Origin of the sequence: Ideonella dechloratans, assembly GCF_021049305.1 — a bacterium.
Lineage (GTDB): Bacteria > Pseudomonadota > Gammaproteobacteria > Burkholderiales > Burkholderiaceae_C > Ideonella > Ideonella dechloratans.
The window spans coordinates 105,642-121,024 of the sequence record NZ_CP088081.1; the positions used below are offsets into that span (position 1 = coordinate 105,642).

Here is a 15,383-nt window from a genome sequence, read left to right on the forward strand (position 1 = left end):
ACAATCGGGGCATGAGCACCGATGCTGCGGACGACACCGCCACCCCCCTGTCCGATGCCCCCGACGCCCTGGCCGAACTGGCCCGGCGTGACCGCTTCTTCGACGCCCTCTCGGCCAGCCTGGCCGAGCAGCGCTGCGTCAAGCTGGTGCTGGGCAAGCCGCGGCGCAGCGGCTCGGACCTGGTGCGGCTGACGGCCCGGCCACTGGTGCTGCGTGGCCAGCCTTGCCTGAGCCTGCTGTACCACCACGCCACCCGCGACATCACCAAGAACCCGCCGCTGGCCGAGGGCCTGGCCGCCGTGCAGGCCATGCTGGGCACCGAGTTCAGCCACGCCCACCTGTTCACCACCACCGAGGAGTGGCAGCTGATGGTCAGCAAGCGCGGGCGCATCGGCGTCACGCGCAAGGCCCTGCAGCAACCCGGTGCGGAGAAGGCCGCGGCCACCGGCCACGACCGCGAGAAGCACCGCTTCCTGAGCCTGGACCTGCCCTTCCTGGAAGACCTGGGCGTGACCGACGCGCAGCACCGCCTGGTGCCGGCGATGGCGCGCAAGTGGAAGCAGATCAACAAGTTCGTCGAGGTGCTGGACCACGCCCTGGAAGCGGCCAGGCTGCAGCCGCGCGACGGGCGCGTGAGCGTGGTGGACTTCGGCTCCGGCAAGGGCTACCTGACCTTCGCGATGCATCACCACCTGAGCCATGCCCGCGGCTGGCAGGCTGCGGTGACCGGGGTGGAGCTGCGCGAGGACCTGGTGAACCTGTGCAACGCCGCGGCGCTGCGCCGGCACATGGACGGTCTGTCCTTCGTCTGCGGCGATGTGCGCAGCCATGTGCCCGAACACCTGGACGTGATGGTGGCGCTGCACGCCTGCGACACGGCCACCGACTTCGCGCTGCACACCGGCATCCGCGCCGGCGCGTCCATCATCCTGACCGCGCCCTGCTGCCACAAGCAGATCCGCCCGCAGATGCAGCTGCCGCCGCTGCTCAAGCCCATGCTGCAGCACGGCGTGCACCTGGGCCAGCAGGCCGAGATGGTGACCGACAGCCTGCGCGCGCTGCTGCTGGAGGCCAACGGCTACGACGCCCAGGTGTTCGAGTTTGTCGCCCTGGAGCACACCAGCAAGAACAAGATGATCCTGGCGGTGCGGCGGCCGGCCGGCGCGCGGGTGGACGAGGCCCGGCGGGCCCAGGTGCTGGGGCAGATCGCGGAGATCAAGGCCTTCTACGGCATCCGGGAGCACTGCCTGGAGAGCCTGTTGCAGGCCGACACCGCGGCCGCCTGACCGGTCCCGGACGGGGTGCCGGGCGGCCTCCCGTCAGGCTCCCCCTAGGGCGGAAGTCACGGAGATTGAACTCCGCGGGGGCGTGTTAGTCTGACCGGCTCGCCGACCCGGCGGGCCGCGTCATGAGCGTGGGCCGGGTCTTCTGGAACCGACCCGTTCAGGATGCGATCCCTGTGCTGAAGCTGTCTTCCCTTTCCCTGGCCGTGCTGGCCCTGTGCACGCTGCCCGCCTGCACCACGCCCAACCCGACGCAGGCCGCGTCGGCACCCACGGCCGCCGCGCCCGCCGCGGCGGTGGCCGCCGCCCCCGCCGCGTCCGCGGCCTTCACCTTCGATCGCAGTGGCGAAGACCTGTCGGTGCGCCCGCAGGACGACCTCTTCCGTGCCGCCAACGGTGGCTGGATGAAGGACACGCCCATCCCCGCCGACAAGGCGGCCTATGGCAACTTCTCGATCATGTCCGACCGGGCCGACGAGCGGGTGCACACCCTGGTGGAGGAGCTCTCCAAGGGCCACTACAAGGACGGCAGCAACGAGCAGAAGATTGCCGCCTACTTCCGGGCCTTCACCGACGAGGCGGCCATGGACAAGGCCGGCAAGGCGCCCCTGCAGCCCCTGCTGAGCCAGGTGCAGGCGCTGCGCAAGCCTGCCGACGTGACCCGCTACCTGGGCCAGATGCAGGGCGTGCTCTCGCTGCCGCTGGCGCTGGACGTGCAACCCGATCAGAAGGCCCCGACGATGAACCTGCCGCTGACCTGGCAGGGGGGTCTGGGTCTGCCCAACCGCGAGTACTACCTGTCCAAGGACCCGCGCATGGCCAAGGCCCGCGCGGCCTACCTGGCCTACCTGCAGACCCTGTTCCGCCTGGACGGTGACCGCAAGCACGCCGCCCGCTCGGCGCGGGACGTGCTGATGTTCGAGACCCGTCTGGCCAAGGCCCAGTGGACCGAGGTGGCCAACCGCGACGCCCAGAAGACCTGGAACCCGATGACCCGGGCCCAGCTGGCCGCCAAGGCGCCCGGCATGGACTGGTCGGCCTTCTTCAGCGCCGCCGAGATGCCGTCGCTGGCCCGACTCAATGTCTCCCAGCCCGACTACGCCCAGGCCGTGGCCAAGGCGGTGCAGGAGGTGCCGGTGGCCACCTGGAAGCTCTACTTCCGGGCCCGGGTGATGGACGCCCATGCCAACCTGCTGTCCAAGCCCTGGCGCGACGCGCGCTTTGCCTTCCGGGGCAAGGCCCTGTCCGGCAGCGAGAAGCCCACGCCGCGCTGGCAGCAGGGCATCGACGCCCTGGACGGCGCGCTGGGCGAGGCGGTGGGCCAGCAGTACGTGGCGCGCTACTTCCCGGCCGATCACAAGACCCGCATGCAGGGGCTGGTGGCCAATCTGCTCAAGGCCTACGGCGAGTCCATCGACGGACTGACCTGGATGAGTCCGGCCACCAAGGTCAAGGCCCGCGAGAAGCTGTCCAAGTACACCACCAAGATCGGCTACCCGGACAAGTGGCGCGACTACAGCGGCCTGGTGGTCAAGGAAGGTGACCCGGTGGGCAATGCCGAGCGGGCCGGGCGCTTCGAGTTCAAGCGCGTGGCCGCCAAGCTGGGCCAGCCGGTGGACCGCAGCGAGTGGCTGATGTCGCCGCAGACGGTCAATGCCTACTACAACCCGTCGATGAACGAGATCGTCTTCCCGGCCGCCATCCTGGAGCCACCCTTCTTCGACATGGCCGCCGACGACGCGGCCAACTACGGCGCCATCGGCGCCATCATCGGCCACGAGATCAGCCACGGCTTCGATGACCAGGGGGCGCAGTACGACGGCGACGGCAAGCTGGACAACTGGTGGACCCCGGAAGATGCCAAGGCCTTCGCCGCCCTGGGCAAGCAACTGGTCGCGCAGTTCGCCGGCTACGAGCCCCTGCCGGGCCACAAGGTCAACGGTCAGCTGACGCTGGGCGAGAACATCGCCGACCTGTCGGGCCTGCAGATCGCCTACAAGGCCTGGAAGCTCTCACTCAATGGCGTCACGCCTCCGGTGATCAACGGCCTGACCGGCGAGCAACGCTTCTTCTACAGCTTTGCCCACGCCTGGCGCTCCAAGTACCGCGAGGAGCTTCAGCTGCGTCTGCTGACCGCCGACCCGCACTCGCCGCCGGAATTCCGCGCCAACGGCACGGTGATCAACCACGACGGCTTCCAGGCGGCCTTCGGCGTCAAGCCGGGCGACAAGATGTACAAGGCGCCGCAGGACCGCATCCGCATCTGGTGATGCGACCGGTTGGCGTCTGACGGGTTCAGGCGCTGACCGACAGCGCGCTGTGCTGGGCCTGGCGGGCCTGGGTCAGCGCGTTCTGTGCCACGTAGCGGCGGCTGCCCGTGCCCAGATCGGTGTCACCGCCATCCGCAGGGGTGGGGGCGGCCTGCCGGGCCTGCTGGGCCACCGACCGCGAGGCGGCATTCAGGCGGGCCTGGCTGGCGGCCAGCTGGCTGCGCAGGTTGTCCATCGCATGCAGGGCCTCGTCCAGCTCGCGGCTGAGCTGCTCGTTGGCATCGGCCACCGGCGACACGGGCTCGACCGAGGCCACGCCCTGCACGGGCACCGGGCTGGGACGGCTGGATTGCACCGGGGCGACCGGTGTGGCGGGAACGGGCGAGATCAGCATGGTCAGGCTCCTGTGCGGCGGTGTCCGGCCGACAAGCCGGGCCTTCTCCCGAAGGCATGGCCACACTGTGCCGGAAACTGAAGGGCTCCGGCGCGAACTCCGCGGGCGATGGCGTGAACTTTGCCTCGCCCTGCGGATCTGTGCGGGAGGGCGGCGGCCCCGGGGCGCGCTGGAAGGGCGTCCGGGCTTGCGACTATCATGTGCGGCACAGGTGGGGCCGGGCCTGGGTGGGCGGCCGATTCACCGGCGACTAGCAGATGGCAACAGGCCAGCAATGAAGGCCGCCTCACAATCTCCCGCCCGAGCGAGCCCCTGAATCAATTTGTCTGTCAGAGACTGGACCTTCGAATGAAGAAAAGAACCCTGCTTGGCCTGATGGCCGGCCTCCCGGTGAGTGGCGTGCTGACCGCATGCGGCGGCAACAACAGCGGCAGCGCCCAGGTGCGGCTGGTGAACGCCAGCCCGGGTTACAGCGCCCTGGACCTGTACATCGATGACAAGCTGAAGGTCAGCAATGTCGCCTATGGCGCGGCCAGCGGCTATGTGTCGGTCGACAAGGGCAGCTTCGACACGGCGCTGTCGGTCAACGGCTCCTCGACCCAGCTGATCACGACGTCCCGCACCTACGACACCGACACCACCTATTCCATCATCGCCTACGGCTGGAACGGTTCGCTGAAGTCGGTCATCGTCACCGAGAACCAGGACGACGCCACCGACGGCTCGATGTACTTCCGGGTGCTGAACACCTCGACCGATGCGGGTTCGGTGGATGTCTACCTGACCGCCGAGACCGATTCCCTGGATTCCGCCACCGCGGTGGCGTCCGATGTGGGTGGCGGCAAGAGCACCAGCTTCGGCACGGTCGATTCCGGAACCTACCGTCTGCGCATCACCGCGCAGGGTGACACCTCCACCGTGCTGCTGGACGTCTCCAACGTCACCGTCAGCAGCAAGGGCGTCTACACCCTGATCGTCACCCCGACCATCGGCGGCGTGCTGGTCAATGCCCTGCTGATGAAGCAGAAGGGCGACGTGACCGCGCTGAACACCACCATGGCCCGCGTGCGCCTGGTCTGCGCCATGCCGGGCGGCGCCCGCGTGGCCGCCGCGGTGGGCGACACCACGCTGACCAGCGGCAACGCTTCGCCCGCGGTCATCGGCTACACCCAGGTGGACGTGAGCGCCGGCACCCTGACCATCCAGGCCACCGTGGATGGCGTGGCCACCCCGTCCACCACCTGGGCGGCGACGGCCGGCTCCGATGTGACCGTGGTGGTGTCGGGCGCGACGGCGGCCGACGCGACGCCGGTGGTCATCACCGACGACAACCGCCTGTCGACCTCGAGCACCAAGTACAAGATGCGCCTGATGCACGCCTCGCAGGCGCTGTCGTCCGACGCGCTGACGCTGACCGTGGACCTGACCGACATCGTGTCGAACCAGGCCTACCGCTCGGCATCCAGCTACGTCAACCGCTCTGCCAACAGCTCCTCGGTGGTCACCGTGAGCTCGCTGAACGCCGGTCAGATTTTCTCCCTGTCTGACCAGGCCCTGGTGGCCCAGGGCGTGTACGACGTGATCCTGCTGGACAAGTCGGCTGCGGGCACCGACGGCGTGCTGCAGACCTACTACTTCAGCAACGTCCGCGCGTGATGCGGCGCGGGGCGCCGGCCCCGCGGCTGCGCCAGGACAAAGGCCACCCCAGGGTGGCCTTTTTCATGCCCGGGCGGTGGTGTTCAGCCCATCTTGCCGGCGCGGAAGTCCGCCACGGCCTGGAAGATCTCTTCCTGGGTGTTCATCACGAAGGGGCCGTACTGGGCGATGGGCTCGCCCAGCGGCCGGCCGGCGATGAGCAGCACCCGCGCTTCCTCCGGCCCCGGGTTGTGCAGGGTGATGCCGTCGCTGCCCGCGGTGTTGGCCAGGAGGGCCATGCGGCCGGCGGCCACCTCGCGCGGCTCGGCGCCCAGCACCACGCGGCCCCGGTAGGGGTAGGCAAAGGCGTTGAACACCGGGTCCAGCGGCTGGCTGAACGCGGCGCCCGGCGCGAGATGCAGGTCCAGGTACAGCGGCTCGGTGTGCTCGCGCTCGATCGCCCCCGTCACGCCCTGTGTGCGGCCGGCGATCACCCGTGCGGTCACGCCTTCGCCCTGCCATTCGGGAACGGCCTGCGTGGGGATGTCGCGGTACCAGGCCGCCACCATCTTGTCCTTCGCCGGCAGGTTCAGCCAGAGCTGGAAGCCTTCCATGCGGCCCTCCTCCTGCTCCGGCAGTTCGCTGTGGATCAGGCCGCGGCCGGCGGTCATCCACTGCACGCCGCCGTTCTCCAGCAGGCCCTCGTGGCCGGCCGAGTCGCGGTGGCGCATGCGCCCGGCGATCATGTAGGTCACCGTCTCGAAGCCGCGGTGCGGGTGGTTGGGGAAGCCGGCGATGTAGTCGTCGGCCTCGTCCGAGCCGAAGGCATCCAGCATCAGGAAGGGGTCCAGGCGGCGCTGCAACTCGTGCGTGAGCACGCGGGTGAGCTTGACGCCGGCGCCATCCTGGGTGGCCACGCCGGTGACCAGGCGCTCGACGGCGCGGGGCTGCAGGACGGTGGGCAGGGCAGGGGTGCTCATGGTGTCTCTCCGGTGAAGGGTGATTCTGCGGGAAGGCGATAGGCTCAGCGCGCGGCGGCCTCGGCGGCCAGCCGGGCGATTTCGGCGCGGGCTTCGGCCAGGGCGCGGGCCTGGGCGTCCGGGCCCAGGGCCAGGCCTTCGGCGTAGATGAAGTGGATGTCGGTCATGCCCAGAAAGCCCAGCGCGGCGCGCAGGTAGGGCACGATGGTGTCGCTGGGCTGGTCGCGGTGGATGCCGCCGCGGGTCAGCACCGCGTACACCGTCTTGCCGGTCAGCAGGCCCTCGGGGCCCTGCTCGGTGTAGCGGAAGGTGACCCGGGCCCGGGCGATGGCGTCGATCCAGTTCTTCAGCTGGCTGGAGATGCCGAAGTTGTACATCGGCACGCCCAGCACCACGGTGTCGGCCGACTGGATGTCCTCGATGGCCAGGTCGTCCAGCGTGACGCGGGCGGCCTGCTCAGGGCTGCGCTGCTCGGGCGGGGTGAAGAGGGCGCCCAGGGCGGCCTCGTCCAGCGCCGGGTGCGGCTGCACCGCCAGGTCGCGCACGGTGGCGCGGCTGCCCGGGCGGGCGGCCAGCAGGGCGGCGCTGAGCTCGTTGGCCAGCAGGGTGGAGAGGGCGCCTTGTTCGACGCGGCGGGCGCTGCCGTTGATCTGCAGGAGTTTCATGGGGAGCCTTGGTGGGAAGTGGGGGTCGATGGGTTCACTGTATTGAGACATTCCACGGCGATAAATCCGCTATTTCGGGTTTGTTTGTTCCTTCGGTGGAACAATGCTGCCATGACCGACACCCCCTGGCTCGATCCCGCCGATCTGCTGCTGTTCGCCCGGGTGGCCGAGTGCGGCAGCTTCACGTTGGCGGCGGCCCAGCTGGGCTGGCCCAAGTCCACGCTGTCGCGCCGGCTCTCGGCGCTGGAGGAGCGGCTGGGCGAGCGCCTGATGCGCCGCACCACCCGCCGCCTGACGATCACCGACTTCGGCGCCGCCGTGCTGGAACATGCCCGCGAGGTGGCGGCCCAGACCGACGCCACGCTGGCCCTGGCCGAGTACCGCCAGGCTCAGCCCAGCGGCCTGCTGCGGGTGTCCATGCCGGCCGACCTGGCGGTGGGCGTGCTGGCGCCGGCGCTGGCGCGCTTTGCCCGGGCACACCCCCGGGTCAGCCTGGAGCTGGACCTGTCGTCCCGCCGGGTGGACCTGGTGGCCGAGAACTACGACCTGGCCCTGCGCGGCGGGGTGCTGGCCGACGACGCCACGCTCAGCGCGCGCCGCCTGGCCACCTTCGAGGGGGGGCTCTATGCCGCGCCGACCTGGGCGGCCGACCACGCACGCGGCTGGACCCACCCGCGCCAGCTGCTGGAGCCCGGGGTGGAGGGGGATCTGCCGCACGGCCTGCTGCTGGGCACGCCGGGGCGGGCCGCCCGGCCCTGGGCCCTGTCGCGGCTGGGGGCCGATGGCGGCCAGGAGGTCTGGAGCGGGCTGCCCGCGCGCAGCACCCAGGCCAACCTGCCGGCCCTGCTGCTGGAGATGGCGGCCGACGGCCTGGGCGTGACGGCCACCGCCGAGCTGCTGGCCCGGCCGCTGGTGGAGGCCGGCCGCCTGGTGCGCCTGCTGCCCGACTGGCAGCTGCCTCCCGAATCGATGTGGGCGGTCTTTCCCGGCCGGCGGCTGATGCCGGCCAAGACCCGTGCCCTGGTGGACTGCCTGGCCGAGGCCCTCGCACCCTGCCGCCCGGCGTAGCATCGCGGTCATGTCCGATCTGCCCCCGCCACCCCGGCTGGGCGTGGCCCACCGCCGCCGGCTGCGGGCGCTGTGGCGCTCGGCGGGCTGGCCCAGCCACGACCTGCTGGAGGCCGAGTTGCTGGTGGCCGGCCTGCTGACCCGAGAAACGGACCTGCAGGGCCGCGACACCCTGCGCCTGACGGAAGCCGGCCTGCGCCTGATGACCCAGGACGCCCAGGGTCACCGCAGCGCGCGCAGCGCCCACGAGGGCCTGGTGGCGCGGGTGGCGCTGGAGATGCACCGGGCCGGCCGCATCGTCTGGCAGGGCCTGAGCCTGCGCGCGCCGGTGGCGCTCGATGCCCCTGATGTCGTGCCGCCTCCGGCGCCGTCGGTGTTCGACGTCGGGGCCGTGCCCGAGCCGGCGCTGGCACCGGTGCGCTGGGTCCAGGCCATGCCCGATGTCTATTCCATCCGCCACACCACGCGTGAGGACTGGGTGGAGCCCGTGGCGCACGAGATCAAGGTGTCGCGGGCCGATCTGCTGTCCGACCTGAAGAAGCCGGCCAAGGGCGCGGCCTATGCCGCGGTGGCCAGCCAGTGCTGGTACGTGCTGGCCGCGGGCATCGGCCAGGCCGAGGAGATTCCGGAAGCCTACGGGGTGATGCAGGCCCATCCGCTGGCCGGGCAGCCGGGCACCTTCGGCGCGCTGGAGGTGCTGCGCCCGGCGCCGCGGCGGCCCTTCGTGCTGCCGCTGGCGCTGTGGATGGCCCTGGCCCGCGCGGACGCCCGGCGCTTCGAGGACGAGGCTCAGACGGGGTTGGGTGATGACCCCGGGGCTTCGGGCGAAGAGGTCGCCTGAGCCGGCGCCTCCCACAGCCAGGTGGCCGTGGGCTCGCCATCGGCATCGGGTCGGGTGTGCTGCCAGTGCAGGCCCGACGCCGCCAGCACCCGGGCCGAGGCGGTGTTGTCCGGCATGGCCGTGGCCCAGACCTGACGCAGGCCGCGCTGCCGCGCCCCCCAGTCCAGCATGGCGCTCACCATCTCCCGCGCATAGCCGCGGCCCCAGAAGGGCGGGCGCAGGGCATAGATGATCTCCACCGGCCGGCGGGGCTCGCCCGGCGGATGGATCAAGCCGCAGCCGCCGACGAACTCGCCAGAGGCCCGCTCGAACACGGCGCAGTAGCCGTAGCCCTGGTTGGCGTAGTTGTTCATCGAGACCCGCACCCAGGCCAGGCACATCTCGGGCGTGAGCGGCGTGCCGTCGCCCATCCAGCGGGCCACGGCCGGGTCGCCGTGCAGCGTCAGCAGCAGGGGCTCGTCGCCTGGGGCGAGCTCGCGCACCTGCAGGCGCGGGGTGAGATACAGCGTCTTCGTCACGGGATTGGGGGGAGCCGCTGGCGTGTGGCCCATCATCGCGCAAAATCGGCGGCTGACCTTTTCTGACAGCCCGGTGCCGCCGGGCGCCGCGGGCCACGAGCCCCGGCCGCTCCAGGCACCTTCGACCTGGAGTGCGTCGTGCCCAACCGGCCTCTGAATTCCCTGTGCCATCCGCTTCTCACCGTGCGTCCCGGCCTGCGTGGCCTGGCGGCTGCGGGCGTTCTTGCCGCCAGCCTGGGGCTGCCCGGCCTGTCGGCCCAGGCGGCCAACCCGCCGGCCACGTCCAGCGTGGCCTGGCTGGAGGCTTCGGCGCAGGCCGACATCGACCGCGCCTTTGCCCAGGGCAAGGGCGAGAACAAGCCGGTGCTGGTCTACTGGGGCGCCAAGTGGTGCCCGCCCTGCAACCAGCTCAAGGCCACGCTGTTCAACCGGCAGGACTTCATCGAGCGCTCGCGCAGCTTCGTGGCGGTGCACATCGATGGCGACGCCCCCGGGGCGCAGAAGCTGGGCGCCCACTTCAAGGTGCGCGGCTACCCGACGTTGATCCTGTTCAGCCCGCAGGGCCAGGAGATCACCCGCCTGCCGGGCGAGGCCGAGCCCACCCAGGTGATGAACCTGCTGCAACAGGGCCTGGCCGGCGGCCGCCCCATCAAGGCCGTGCTGGCCGATGCCCGCAGCGGCAAGGCGGTGAGCGCCAACGAGTGGCGCACGCTGGCCTTCTACTCCTGGGACACCGACGAGGCGCAACTGGTGCCGGCCGCCGAGCGCGCGGCCCTGCTGGGCCGGCTGGCGGCGGCCTGCCCGGCGGCCGAGGCCGATTCGGCCACCCGCCTCCTGCTCAAGGCCCTGGCCGCGACCGAACCCGGCCAGCCGGTGCCCGGCGGTGCCGCCACCGAGCCGCGGGTGCGCCAGCTGCTGGCCGACGCGGCCGCCAGCCGCCGTCAGATGGACGTGCTGGTGAACTACGCGCCCGACATCGTGCGCGCCCTGGCGCCCAAGGCCGGCCCGGCCCAGGCGGCCCTGGTGCGGGTCACCGATGCGGCCTTGGCCCGGCTGCAGGGTGACGCCACGCTGTCGCGCGGGGACCAGTTCTCGGCCCTGGCCGCGCGGGTCGATCTGGCCCGCCTGGACCAGCCCGAGGACAGCCTGCATCCCAAGCTGCCCAAGCCGCTGACCGAGGAAGTCAAGGCCACGGCGGCGCGCATGGACCGCGAGATCACCGACGGCTTCGAGCGCCAGGCGGTCATCACCGGCGCCGCACACACCCTGGCCAGCGCCGGCCTGTGGCAGGACAGCAATGCCCTGCTGGAGTCCAACCTGGCCAAGAGCCACTCGCCCTACTACCTGATGAGTCAGCTGGGTGGCAACGCCCGCCGCCTGGGTGACAAGGCCGGCGCCCTGCGCTGGTACGGCCAGGCCTGGGACAAGAGCGTGGGGCCGGCCACCCGCCTGCAGTGGGGCGCCAACTACGTCAGCGCCCTGGTGGAGCTGGCGCCGCAGGACGAAGGCAGCATCGAGAAGGCCGCCGGCAAGGTGCTGGGCGAAGCCACGGCCCAGGAGGGCGCCTTCTACGAGCGCAGCGCGCGCTCGCTGCAGAAGGTGGGCAGCCAGCTCGCCAAGTGGAGCAAGCAGGGGCACCACCAGGCGGTGATCGGCCGGTTGCAGGCCCAGCTGGCCCCGGTCTGCGCCAAGCTGCCGGCGGCCGATGGCCAGAAGGCGACCTGCGACGGCCTGTTCAAGGGCTGACGGCGGCTGAGGCCGAACTGCGACAGTCTGTGTCGAACCCCCGGTTTGCAGGGTGGGCGGCCACCCAAAGCTGGCGAGAATCGCCGGCATGCTGACATTGCCGAGGGTTCGCCGCGGGACGGCGTTCAGGACGTCCACCCGCTGGCTGCGGGGGATGTTGTGGGGTGGCCTGCTGGCCGGTGCCATGGGGCCGGCCCTGGCCCAGGCGACACCGCCGGCACCGACGCTGCAACTGCACCCCTGCCGCCTGAAGGACGTCGAGGTCGATGCCCGCTGCGGCGTGCTGCGCCGCCCGCTGGATCCGGCCCGGCCCCAGGGCGTGCAGATCGATCTGCATGTGGCGGTGCTGCCGGCCATCGCCCGGCGGCGTCTGCCCGATCCGGTGGTCTTCATCGCCGGTGGACCGGGACAGAGCGCGATCTCCCTGGCCGGTCCGATCTCGCAGCTCATGACGCGCGAGCTCAACCGGCGTGACGTGATCCTGGTGGACCAGCGCGGCACCGGGCAGAGCGCGCCCTTGCGCTGCGACGATGACCAACCCACCCGCACGCTGGCCGAGAGCATGGACCCGGCGGGCGAGCAGCGTGTGCTCCAGGCCTGCCGCGCCCGGTTGCAGAAGCTGCCCTATGGCGACTTGCGCCAGTTCACCACGCCGATCGCCATGGCCGACCTGGACGCCGTGCGCCAGGCCCTGGGCGTGGCGCGCTGGAACGTGGTGGGCGCTTCCTACGGCACCCGGGCGGCGCTGGAGTACCAGCGCCAGTTCCCCGCCCGGGTGCGGCGCATGGTGCTCGACGGCGTGGCCCCGGCCGACATGGTGCTGCCGCAGAGCTTTGCCACCGGTGCGCAGGCGGCGCTGGAGGCGGTGTTCGACGACTGCGCCCAGGATGCCAACTGTCACGCCACCTATCCGAACGCCCGCGCCCAGTGGCAGGCCCTGCTGGGCAGCCTGCCGCGCAAGATCACGGTGGCGCACCCCTTCACCGGTCAGCCAGAGACCTTCACCCTCAGCCGTGCGATGCTGGCCAGCCTGGTCCTGCCGCCGCTGTATGCACCCCTCACCGCCTCGGCCCTGCCGCTGGCGGTGCTGCAGGCCAGCCAGGGCCGCTTCGAGGCCCTGGTTGGTCTGGGCATGGGGGCCATGGGCGGCGGGCGAGGCCTGGGCCTGGCCACCGGCATGCACTTCTCGGTGATCTGCGCCGAGGACGTGCCGCGCATGAAGCCGGGCGGCGAGGCCGCGCTGACCGACTTTGGCGACTTTCAGGAGCGCCTGTACCGCGAGAGCTGCCGCGACTGGCCGCGTGGCGAGCTGCCGCCGGCCTTCTACACCGTCCCGCCGGCGTCCTCGCCGGTGTTGCTGCTGTCCGGCGCGGTGGATCCGGCCACGCCCCCGGTCCATGCCGAGCGCGTGGCCAAGGCCCTGGGGCCGAAGGCCGTGCACATCGTGGTGCCGCACAGCGGCCACGGCGTGATGAGCCTGGGTTGTATGCGCGACGTGGTGTTCCGCTTCCTGGACGAGCCCAACGATGCCAAGGCCCTGGCCCAGGTGGGCGCCGATGCGGCCTGTGCCGCCAGGATGCCGCGGCCACCCGCGCTGCTGCCGCTGATGTCACCGACGGCCGCATCGGCCCCGCAGGGAGGTGCCCGATGATCGAGGTGGCCGGACTGAGCAAGACCTTCGTCACCGGCAGCGGCCGCCAGCGCAAGGTGGTGCCTGCGGTGCGGGCGGTGAGCTGGAAGGCGGCCGATGGCGCCATCACCGGCCTGCTGGGCCCCAATGGCGCGGGCAAGACCACCACGCTGCGCATGGTGGCGGCGCTGCTCTCGCCCGATGCCGGCCAGGCCCGGGTGGACGGGTTGGAGGTGGCGCGCGAGCCGCAGGCCGCGCTGGCGCGCCTGGGCGTGCTGTCGGATGCGCGGGGCTTGTACCCGCGCCTGACCGCACGCGAGAACATCGTCTACCACGGCCGCCTGCAGGGCATGCGCGTGGCCGATGCGGTGGCCCGGGCCGAGCACCTGGCCCGGGTGCTGGACATGGCTCCGTTGCTGGACCGCCGCACCGAGGGCTTCAGCCAGGGCGAGCGCATGAAGACCGCGCTGGCCCGGGCCCTGGTGCACAACCCGCCCAACATCATCCTGGACGAGCCGACGAATGGCCTGGACGTGCTGGCCACCCGCGCGCTGCGCGAGGCCCTGCGCCGGCTGCGCAACGAGGAGGGCAAGTGCATCGTCTTCTCCACCCACATCATGCAGGAGGTGGAGCGGCTGTGCGACCACGTGGTGGTGATCGCCCGGGGCACCACGGTGGCCCAGGGCACGGTGCCCGAGCTGCTGGCCCGCACCGGTCAGAGCGATTTCGAGGAGGCCTTCGTGAGCCTGGCCTTTGACGATGCCGAGCGGGCCGCCGCCGCGGGCGGGGAGGGCGCACGATGACCGGCGCCTGGACCGTCTTCCGCAAGGAGCTGGTGGACGCGCTGCGCGACCGCCGCACCCTGATGACCGTGCTGCTCAGCGCGGTGGCCATGGGGCCGCTGGTGCTGATGCTGATCTCCACCCTGGTGGCCCGGGTGGAGAAGCAGGCCGAGGCGCGCGAGGTGGTGGTGCAGGGCATCGCCCAGGCGCCGACGCTGCGCAACTACCTGGAACGCCAGACCTACACCGTGCGAGAGGCCCCGGCCGACTACGAGCAGCAGCTGGCCCAGAGCCGGCTGGGGGACCCGGTGGTGGTGGTGCCCAAGGACTTCGAGGCCGACCTGCGCCGGGGCGAGGTGCCCACGGTGGAGGTGGTGAGTTCATCGAGCAACCAGCGCGCCGACAGCGGCCAGCAGCGCATCCTGAACCTGCTGCAGGGCTTCAACCGCGAGCAGGCGGCCCTGCGCCTGCTGGTGCGCGGGGTGTCGCCGGCCCTGCTGCAGGCGGTGGACGTGCAGCCGCGCGACCTGGGCAGCCCGGCCGCGCGCGCCATGCGCCTGACCGGCATGCTGCCCTTCTTCGTGCTGATGGCGGTGCTCTACGGGGCGCTCAACGCCGCGCTGGACACGACGGCGGGCGAGCGCGAGCGCGGCTCGCTGGAGCCGCTGCTGACCACGCCGGCCACCCGCGCGGGCCTGGTGGTGGGCAAGTGGGGGGCGGTGGCCGCGGTGGCCATGCTGATCGCGCTGCTGTCCAGCCTGAGCTTTCTCTCGGGGCAGTGGTTGCTGCGCAGCGAGACCCTGGCCGCCAACTTCCAGTACGGCTGGCCGGAGGCGCTGTCCTTCATGGCGGTGCTGCTGCCTTTGGCGGCCAGCCTCTCGGCCCTGTTGATGGCGATCGCCATCCGTTGCAAGACCTTCAAGGAGGCCCAGGCCGGGGCCAGCGTGCTGCTGCTGGGCGTGTCCCTGCTGCCGATGATGAGCATGATCGACCAGGGGGGCGAGCGGCCCTGGCACCTGTGGGTGCCGGCCCTGGCGCAGAGCACGCTGATGAACCGCGTGCTGCGTGGCGATGTGCTGGGCTGGGGCGATTGGCTGATCACCGCGGTGATCGGTGCGGCCCTGACCGCCGCCTGTCTGGCCTACGTGGCCCGGCAGCTCGCCAAGGTGGTGGCGCGGTGAGTGACGCGGTGGGGGGCGCCGCGCCGGGGCCTCAGGCCTGGCGCAAGGAGCGCCACACCTCGTCCTGCCAGGGCAGCTGGTGGATCAGGCCGTTCAGGTGCAGGGCGGCTTCGTTGCTGGTCATCACCGCCCCTTCGTCGCTGACCAGACGCAGGTTGGTCAGCACGCCCATCGGGTCGGCCATGGCGACCACGCCTTCGTTGATCTCCACCCAGTCCCACAGCAGCCCGGCCTCGGGTTGGGGCGAGGATTCGCACCACAAGGTCTGGCCGCACAGCGGATCGCGTGGACTTCCGCGCATCACACGCGTGCCGACGTGCACAAAGCGACAAGTTTGTGGCCGGTTTGCCTGCCAAAATACCGTCGGCCACAAATACAAGGACCAGGGGG

Annotated in this window: 14 protein-coding genes; 9 read left to right on the plus strand and 5 right to left on the minus strand. The window is 71.4% G+C overall.

Features of this window, described 5'->3' with window-relative positions:
• Positions 1-11: 11 nt before the first annotated feature.
• Positions 12-1,286: a class I SAM-dependent methyltransferase gene (locus tag LRM40_RS00500; protein WP_151122468.1), complete on the plus strand. Its 1,275-nt coding sequence runs from the start codon at positions 12-14 to the stop codon at positions 1,284-1,286.
• A 173-nt stretch (positions 1,287-1,459) separates the two neighbouring features.
• Positions 1,460-3,553, plus strand: coding sequence for a M13 family metallopeptidase (locus LRM40_RS00505; RefSeq protein WP_231067647.1), 2,094 nt, complete (start codon positions 1,460-1,462; stop codon positions 3,551-3,553).
• Positions 3,554-3,578: 25 nt separating this feature from the next.
• On the opposite strand, the gene LRM40_RS00510 is transcribed toward LRM40_RS00505, so the two are convergent.
• On the minus strand, positions 3,579-3,947 hold the full coding sequence (locus LRM40_RS00510; RefSeq protein ID WP_151122470.1) for a hypothetical protein: 369 nt from the start codon (positions 3,945-3,947) through the stop codon (positions 3,579-3,581).
• A gap of 348 nt (positions 3,948-4,295) precedes the next feature.
• Here LRM40_RS00510 and LRM40_RS00515 point away from each other — a divergent pair, with 348 nt between their 5' ends.
• Positions 4,296-5,603 carry a DUF4397 domain-containing protein gene (locus tag LRM40_RS00515; RefSeq protein WP_170288791.1) on the plus strand — a complete coding sequence of 436 codons (1,308 nt, stop codon included), beginning with the start codon at positions 4,296-4,298 and terminating at the stop codon, positions 5,601-5,603.
• 83 nt (positions 5,604-5,686) lie between these two features.
• Here LRM40_RS00515 and LRM40_RS00520 read toward each other — a convergent pair whose 3' ends face one another.
• Together LRM40_RS00520 and LRM40_RS00525 are read right to left on the minus strand one after the other, a co-directional pair.
• Positions 5,687-6,562, minus strand: a complete 876-nt coding sequence (locus LRM40_RS00520; RefSeq protein ID WP_151122472.1) for a pirin family protein — start codon at positions 6,560-6,562, stop codon at positions 5,687-5,689.
• A 44-nt stretch (positions 6,563-6,606) separates the two neighbouring features.
• The gene (locus LRM40_RS00525; RefSeq protein WP_151122473.1) at positions 6,607-7,227 is read right to left on the minus strand and encodes an FMN-dependent NADH-azoreductase; all 621 of its coding nucleotides are present in this window, start codon (positions 7,225-7,227) and stop codon (positions 6,607-6,609) included.
• Positions 7,228-7,338: 111 nt separating this feature from the next.
• Here LRM40_RS00525 and LRM40_RS00530 point away from each other — a divergent pair, with 111 nt between their 5' ends.
• Positions 7,339-8,295, plus strand: a complete 957-nt coding sequence (locus tag LRM40_RS00530) for a LysR family transcriptional regulator (protein WP_151122474.1) — start codon at positions 7,339-7,341, stop codon at positions 8,293-8,295.
• A gap of 10 nt (positions 8,296-8,305) precedes the next feature.
• Complete coding sequence (locus tag LRM40_RS00535) at positions 8,306-9,136, plus strand: hypothetical protein (RefSeq protein ID WP_151122475.1); 831 nt, start codon at positions 8,306-8,308, stop codon at positions 9,134-9,136.
• Here the strand turns inward: LRM40_RS00535 and LRM40_RS00540 are convergent.
• Positions 9,085-9,654 (minus strand): GNAT family N-acetyltransferase, encoded by a 570-nt coding sequence (locus tag LRM40_RS00540; protein WP_170288792.1) that lies wholly within the window; start codon positions 9,652-9,654, stop codon positions 9,085-9,087. The two genes, LRM40_RS00535 and LRM40_RS00540, sit on opposite strands and share 52 nt — an antisense overlap.
• Before the next feature lie 138 nt (positions 9,655-9,792).
• On the opposite strand from LRM40_RS00540, the gene LRM40_RS00545 reads away from it, so the two are divergent.
• From LRM40_RS00545 to LRM40_RS00560, 4 genes are all read left to right on the plus strand, one after another.
• Positions 9,793-11,400 carry a thioredoxin family protein gene (locus tag LRM40_RS00545; RefSeq protein ID WP_231067648.1) on the plus strand — a complete coding sequence of 536 codons (1,608 nt, stop codon included), beginning with the start codon at positions 9,793-9,795 and terminating at the stop codon, positions 11,398-11,400.
• A gap of 154 nt (positions 11,401-11,554) precedes the next feature.
• Positions 11,555-13,051: an alpha/beta fold hydrolase gene (locus LRM40_RS00550; protein ID WP_170288793.1), complete on the plus strand. Its 1,497-nt coding sequence runs from the start codon at positions 11,555-11,557 to the stop codon at positions 13,049-13,051.
• Complete coding sequence (locus LRM40_RS00555; protein ID WP_151122478.1) at positions 13,048-13,833, plus strand: ABC transporter ATP-binding protein; 786 nt, start codon at positions 13,048-13,050, stop codon at positions 13,831-13,833. The genes LRM40_RS00550 and LRM40_RS00555 overlap by 4 nt, the downstream gene beginning before the upstream one ends.
• A complete protein-coding gene (locus LRM40_RS00560; RefSeq protein WP_151122479.1) occupies positions 13,830-14,993 on the plus strand; it encodes an ABC transporter permease in 1,164 nt (387 codons plus the stop codon). Before LRM40_RS00555 ends, LRM40_RS00560 begins: the two co-directional genes overlap by 4 nt.
• Before the next feature lie 31 nt (positions 14,994-15,024).
• Here LRM40_RS00560 and LRM40_RS00565 read toward each other — a convergent pair whose 3' ends face one another.
• Positions 15,025-15,294: a DUF4902 domain-containing protein gene (locus LRM40_RS00565; RefSeq protein WP_148289673.1), complete on the minus strand. Its 270-nt coding sequence runs from the start codon at positions 15,292-15,294 to the stop codon at positions 15,025-15,027.
• Positions 15,295-15,383: the final 89 nt, after the last annotated feature.

Coding starts and splice junctions, on each gene's coding strand:
- LRM40_RS00500 (WP_151122468.1), top strand. CDS start 12: ATGAGCACCGATGCTGCGGACGACACCGCCACCCCCCTGTCCGATGCC.
- LRM40_RS00510 (WP_151122470.1), bottom strand. CDS start 3,947: ATGCTGATCTCGCCCGTTCCCGCCACACCGGTCGCCCCGGTGCAATCC.
- LRM40_RS00515 (WP_170288791.1), top strand. CDS start 4,296: ATGAAGAAAAGAACCCTGCTTGGCCTGATGGCCGGCCTCCCGGTGAGT.
- LRM40_RS00520 (WP_151122472.1), bottom strand. CDS start 6,562: ATGAGCACCCCTGCCCTGCCCACCGTCCTGCAGCCCCGCGCCGTCGAG.
- LRM40_RS00525 (WP_151122473.1), bottom strand. CDS start 7,227: ATGAAACTCCTGCAGATCAACGGCAGCGCCCGCCGCGTCGAACAAGGC.
- LRM40_RS00530 (WP_151122474.1), top strand. CDS start 7,339: ATGACCGACACCCCCTGGCTCGATCCCGCCGATCTGCTGCTGTTCGCC.
- LRM40_RS00535 (WP_151122475.1), top strand. CDS start 8,306: ATGTCCGATCTGCCCCCGCCACCCCGGCTGGGCGTGGCCCACCGCCGC.
- LRM40_RS00550 (WP_170288793.1), top strand. CDS start 11,555: ATGTTGTGGGGTGGCCTGCTGGCCGGTGCCATGGGGCCGGCCCTGGCC.
- LRM40_RS00555 (WP_151122478.1), top strand. CDS start 13,048: ATGATCGAGGTGGCCGGACTGAGCAAGACCTTCGTCACCGGCAGCGGC.
- LRM40_RS00560 (WP_151122479.1), top strand. CDS start 13,830: ATGACCGGCGCCTGGACCGTCTTCCGCAAGGAGCTGGTGGACGCGCTG.
- LRM40_RS00565 (WP_148289673.1), bottom strand. CDS start 15,294: ATGCGCGGAAGTCCACGCGATCCGCTGTGCGGCCAGACCTTGTGGTGC.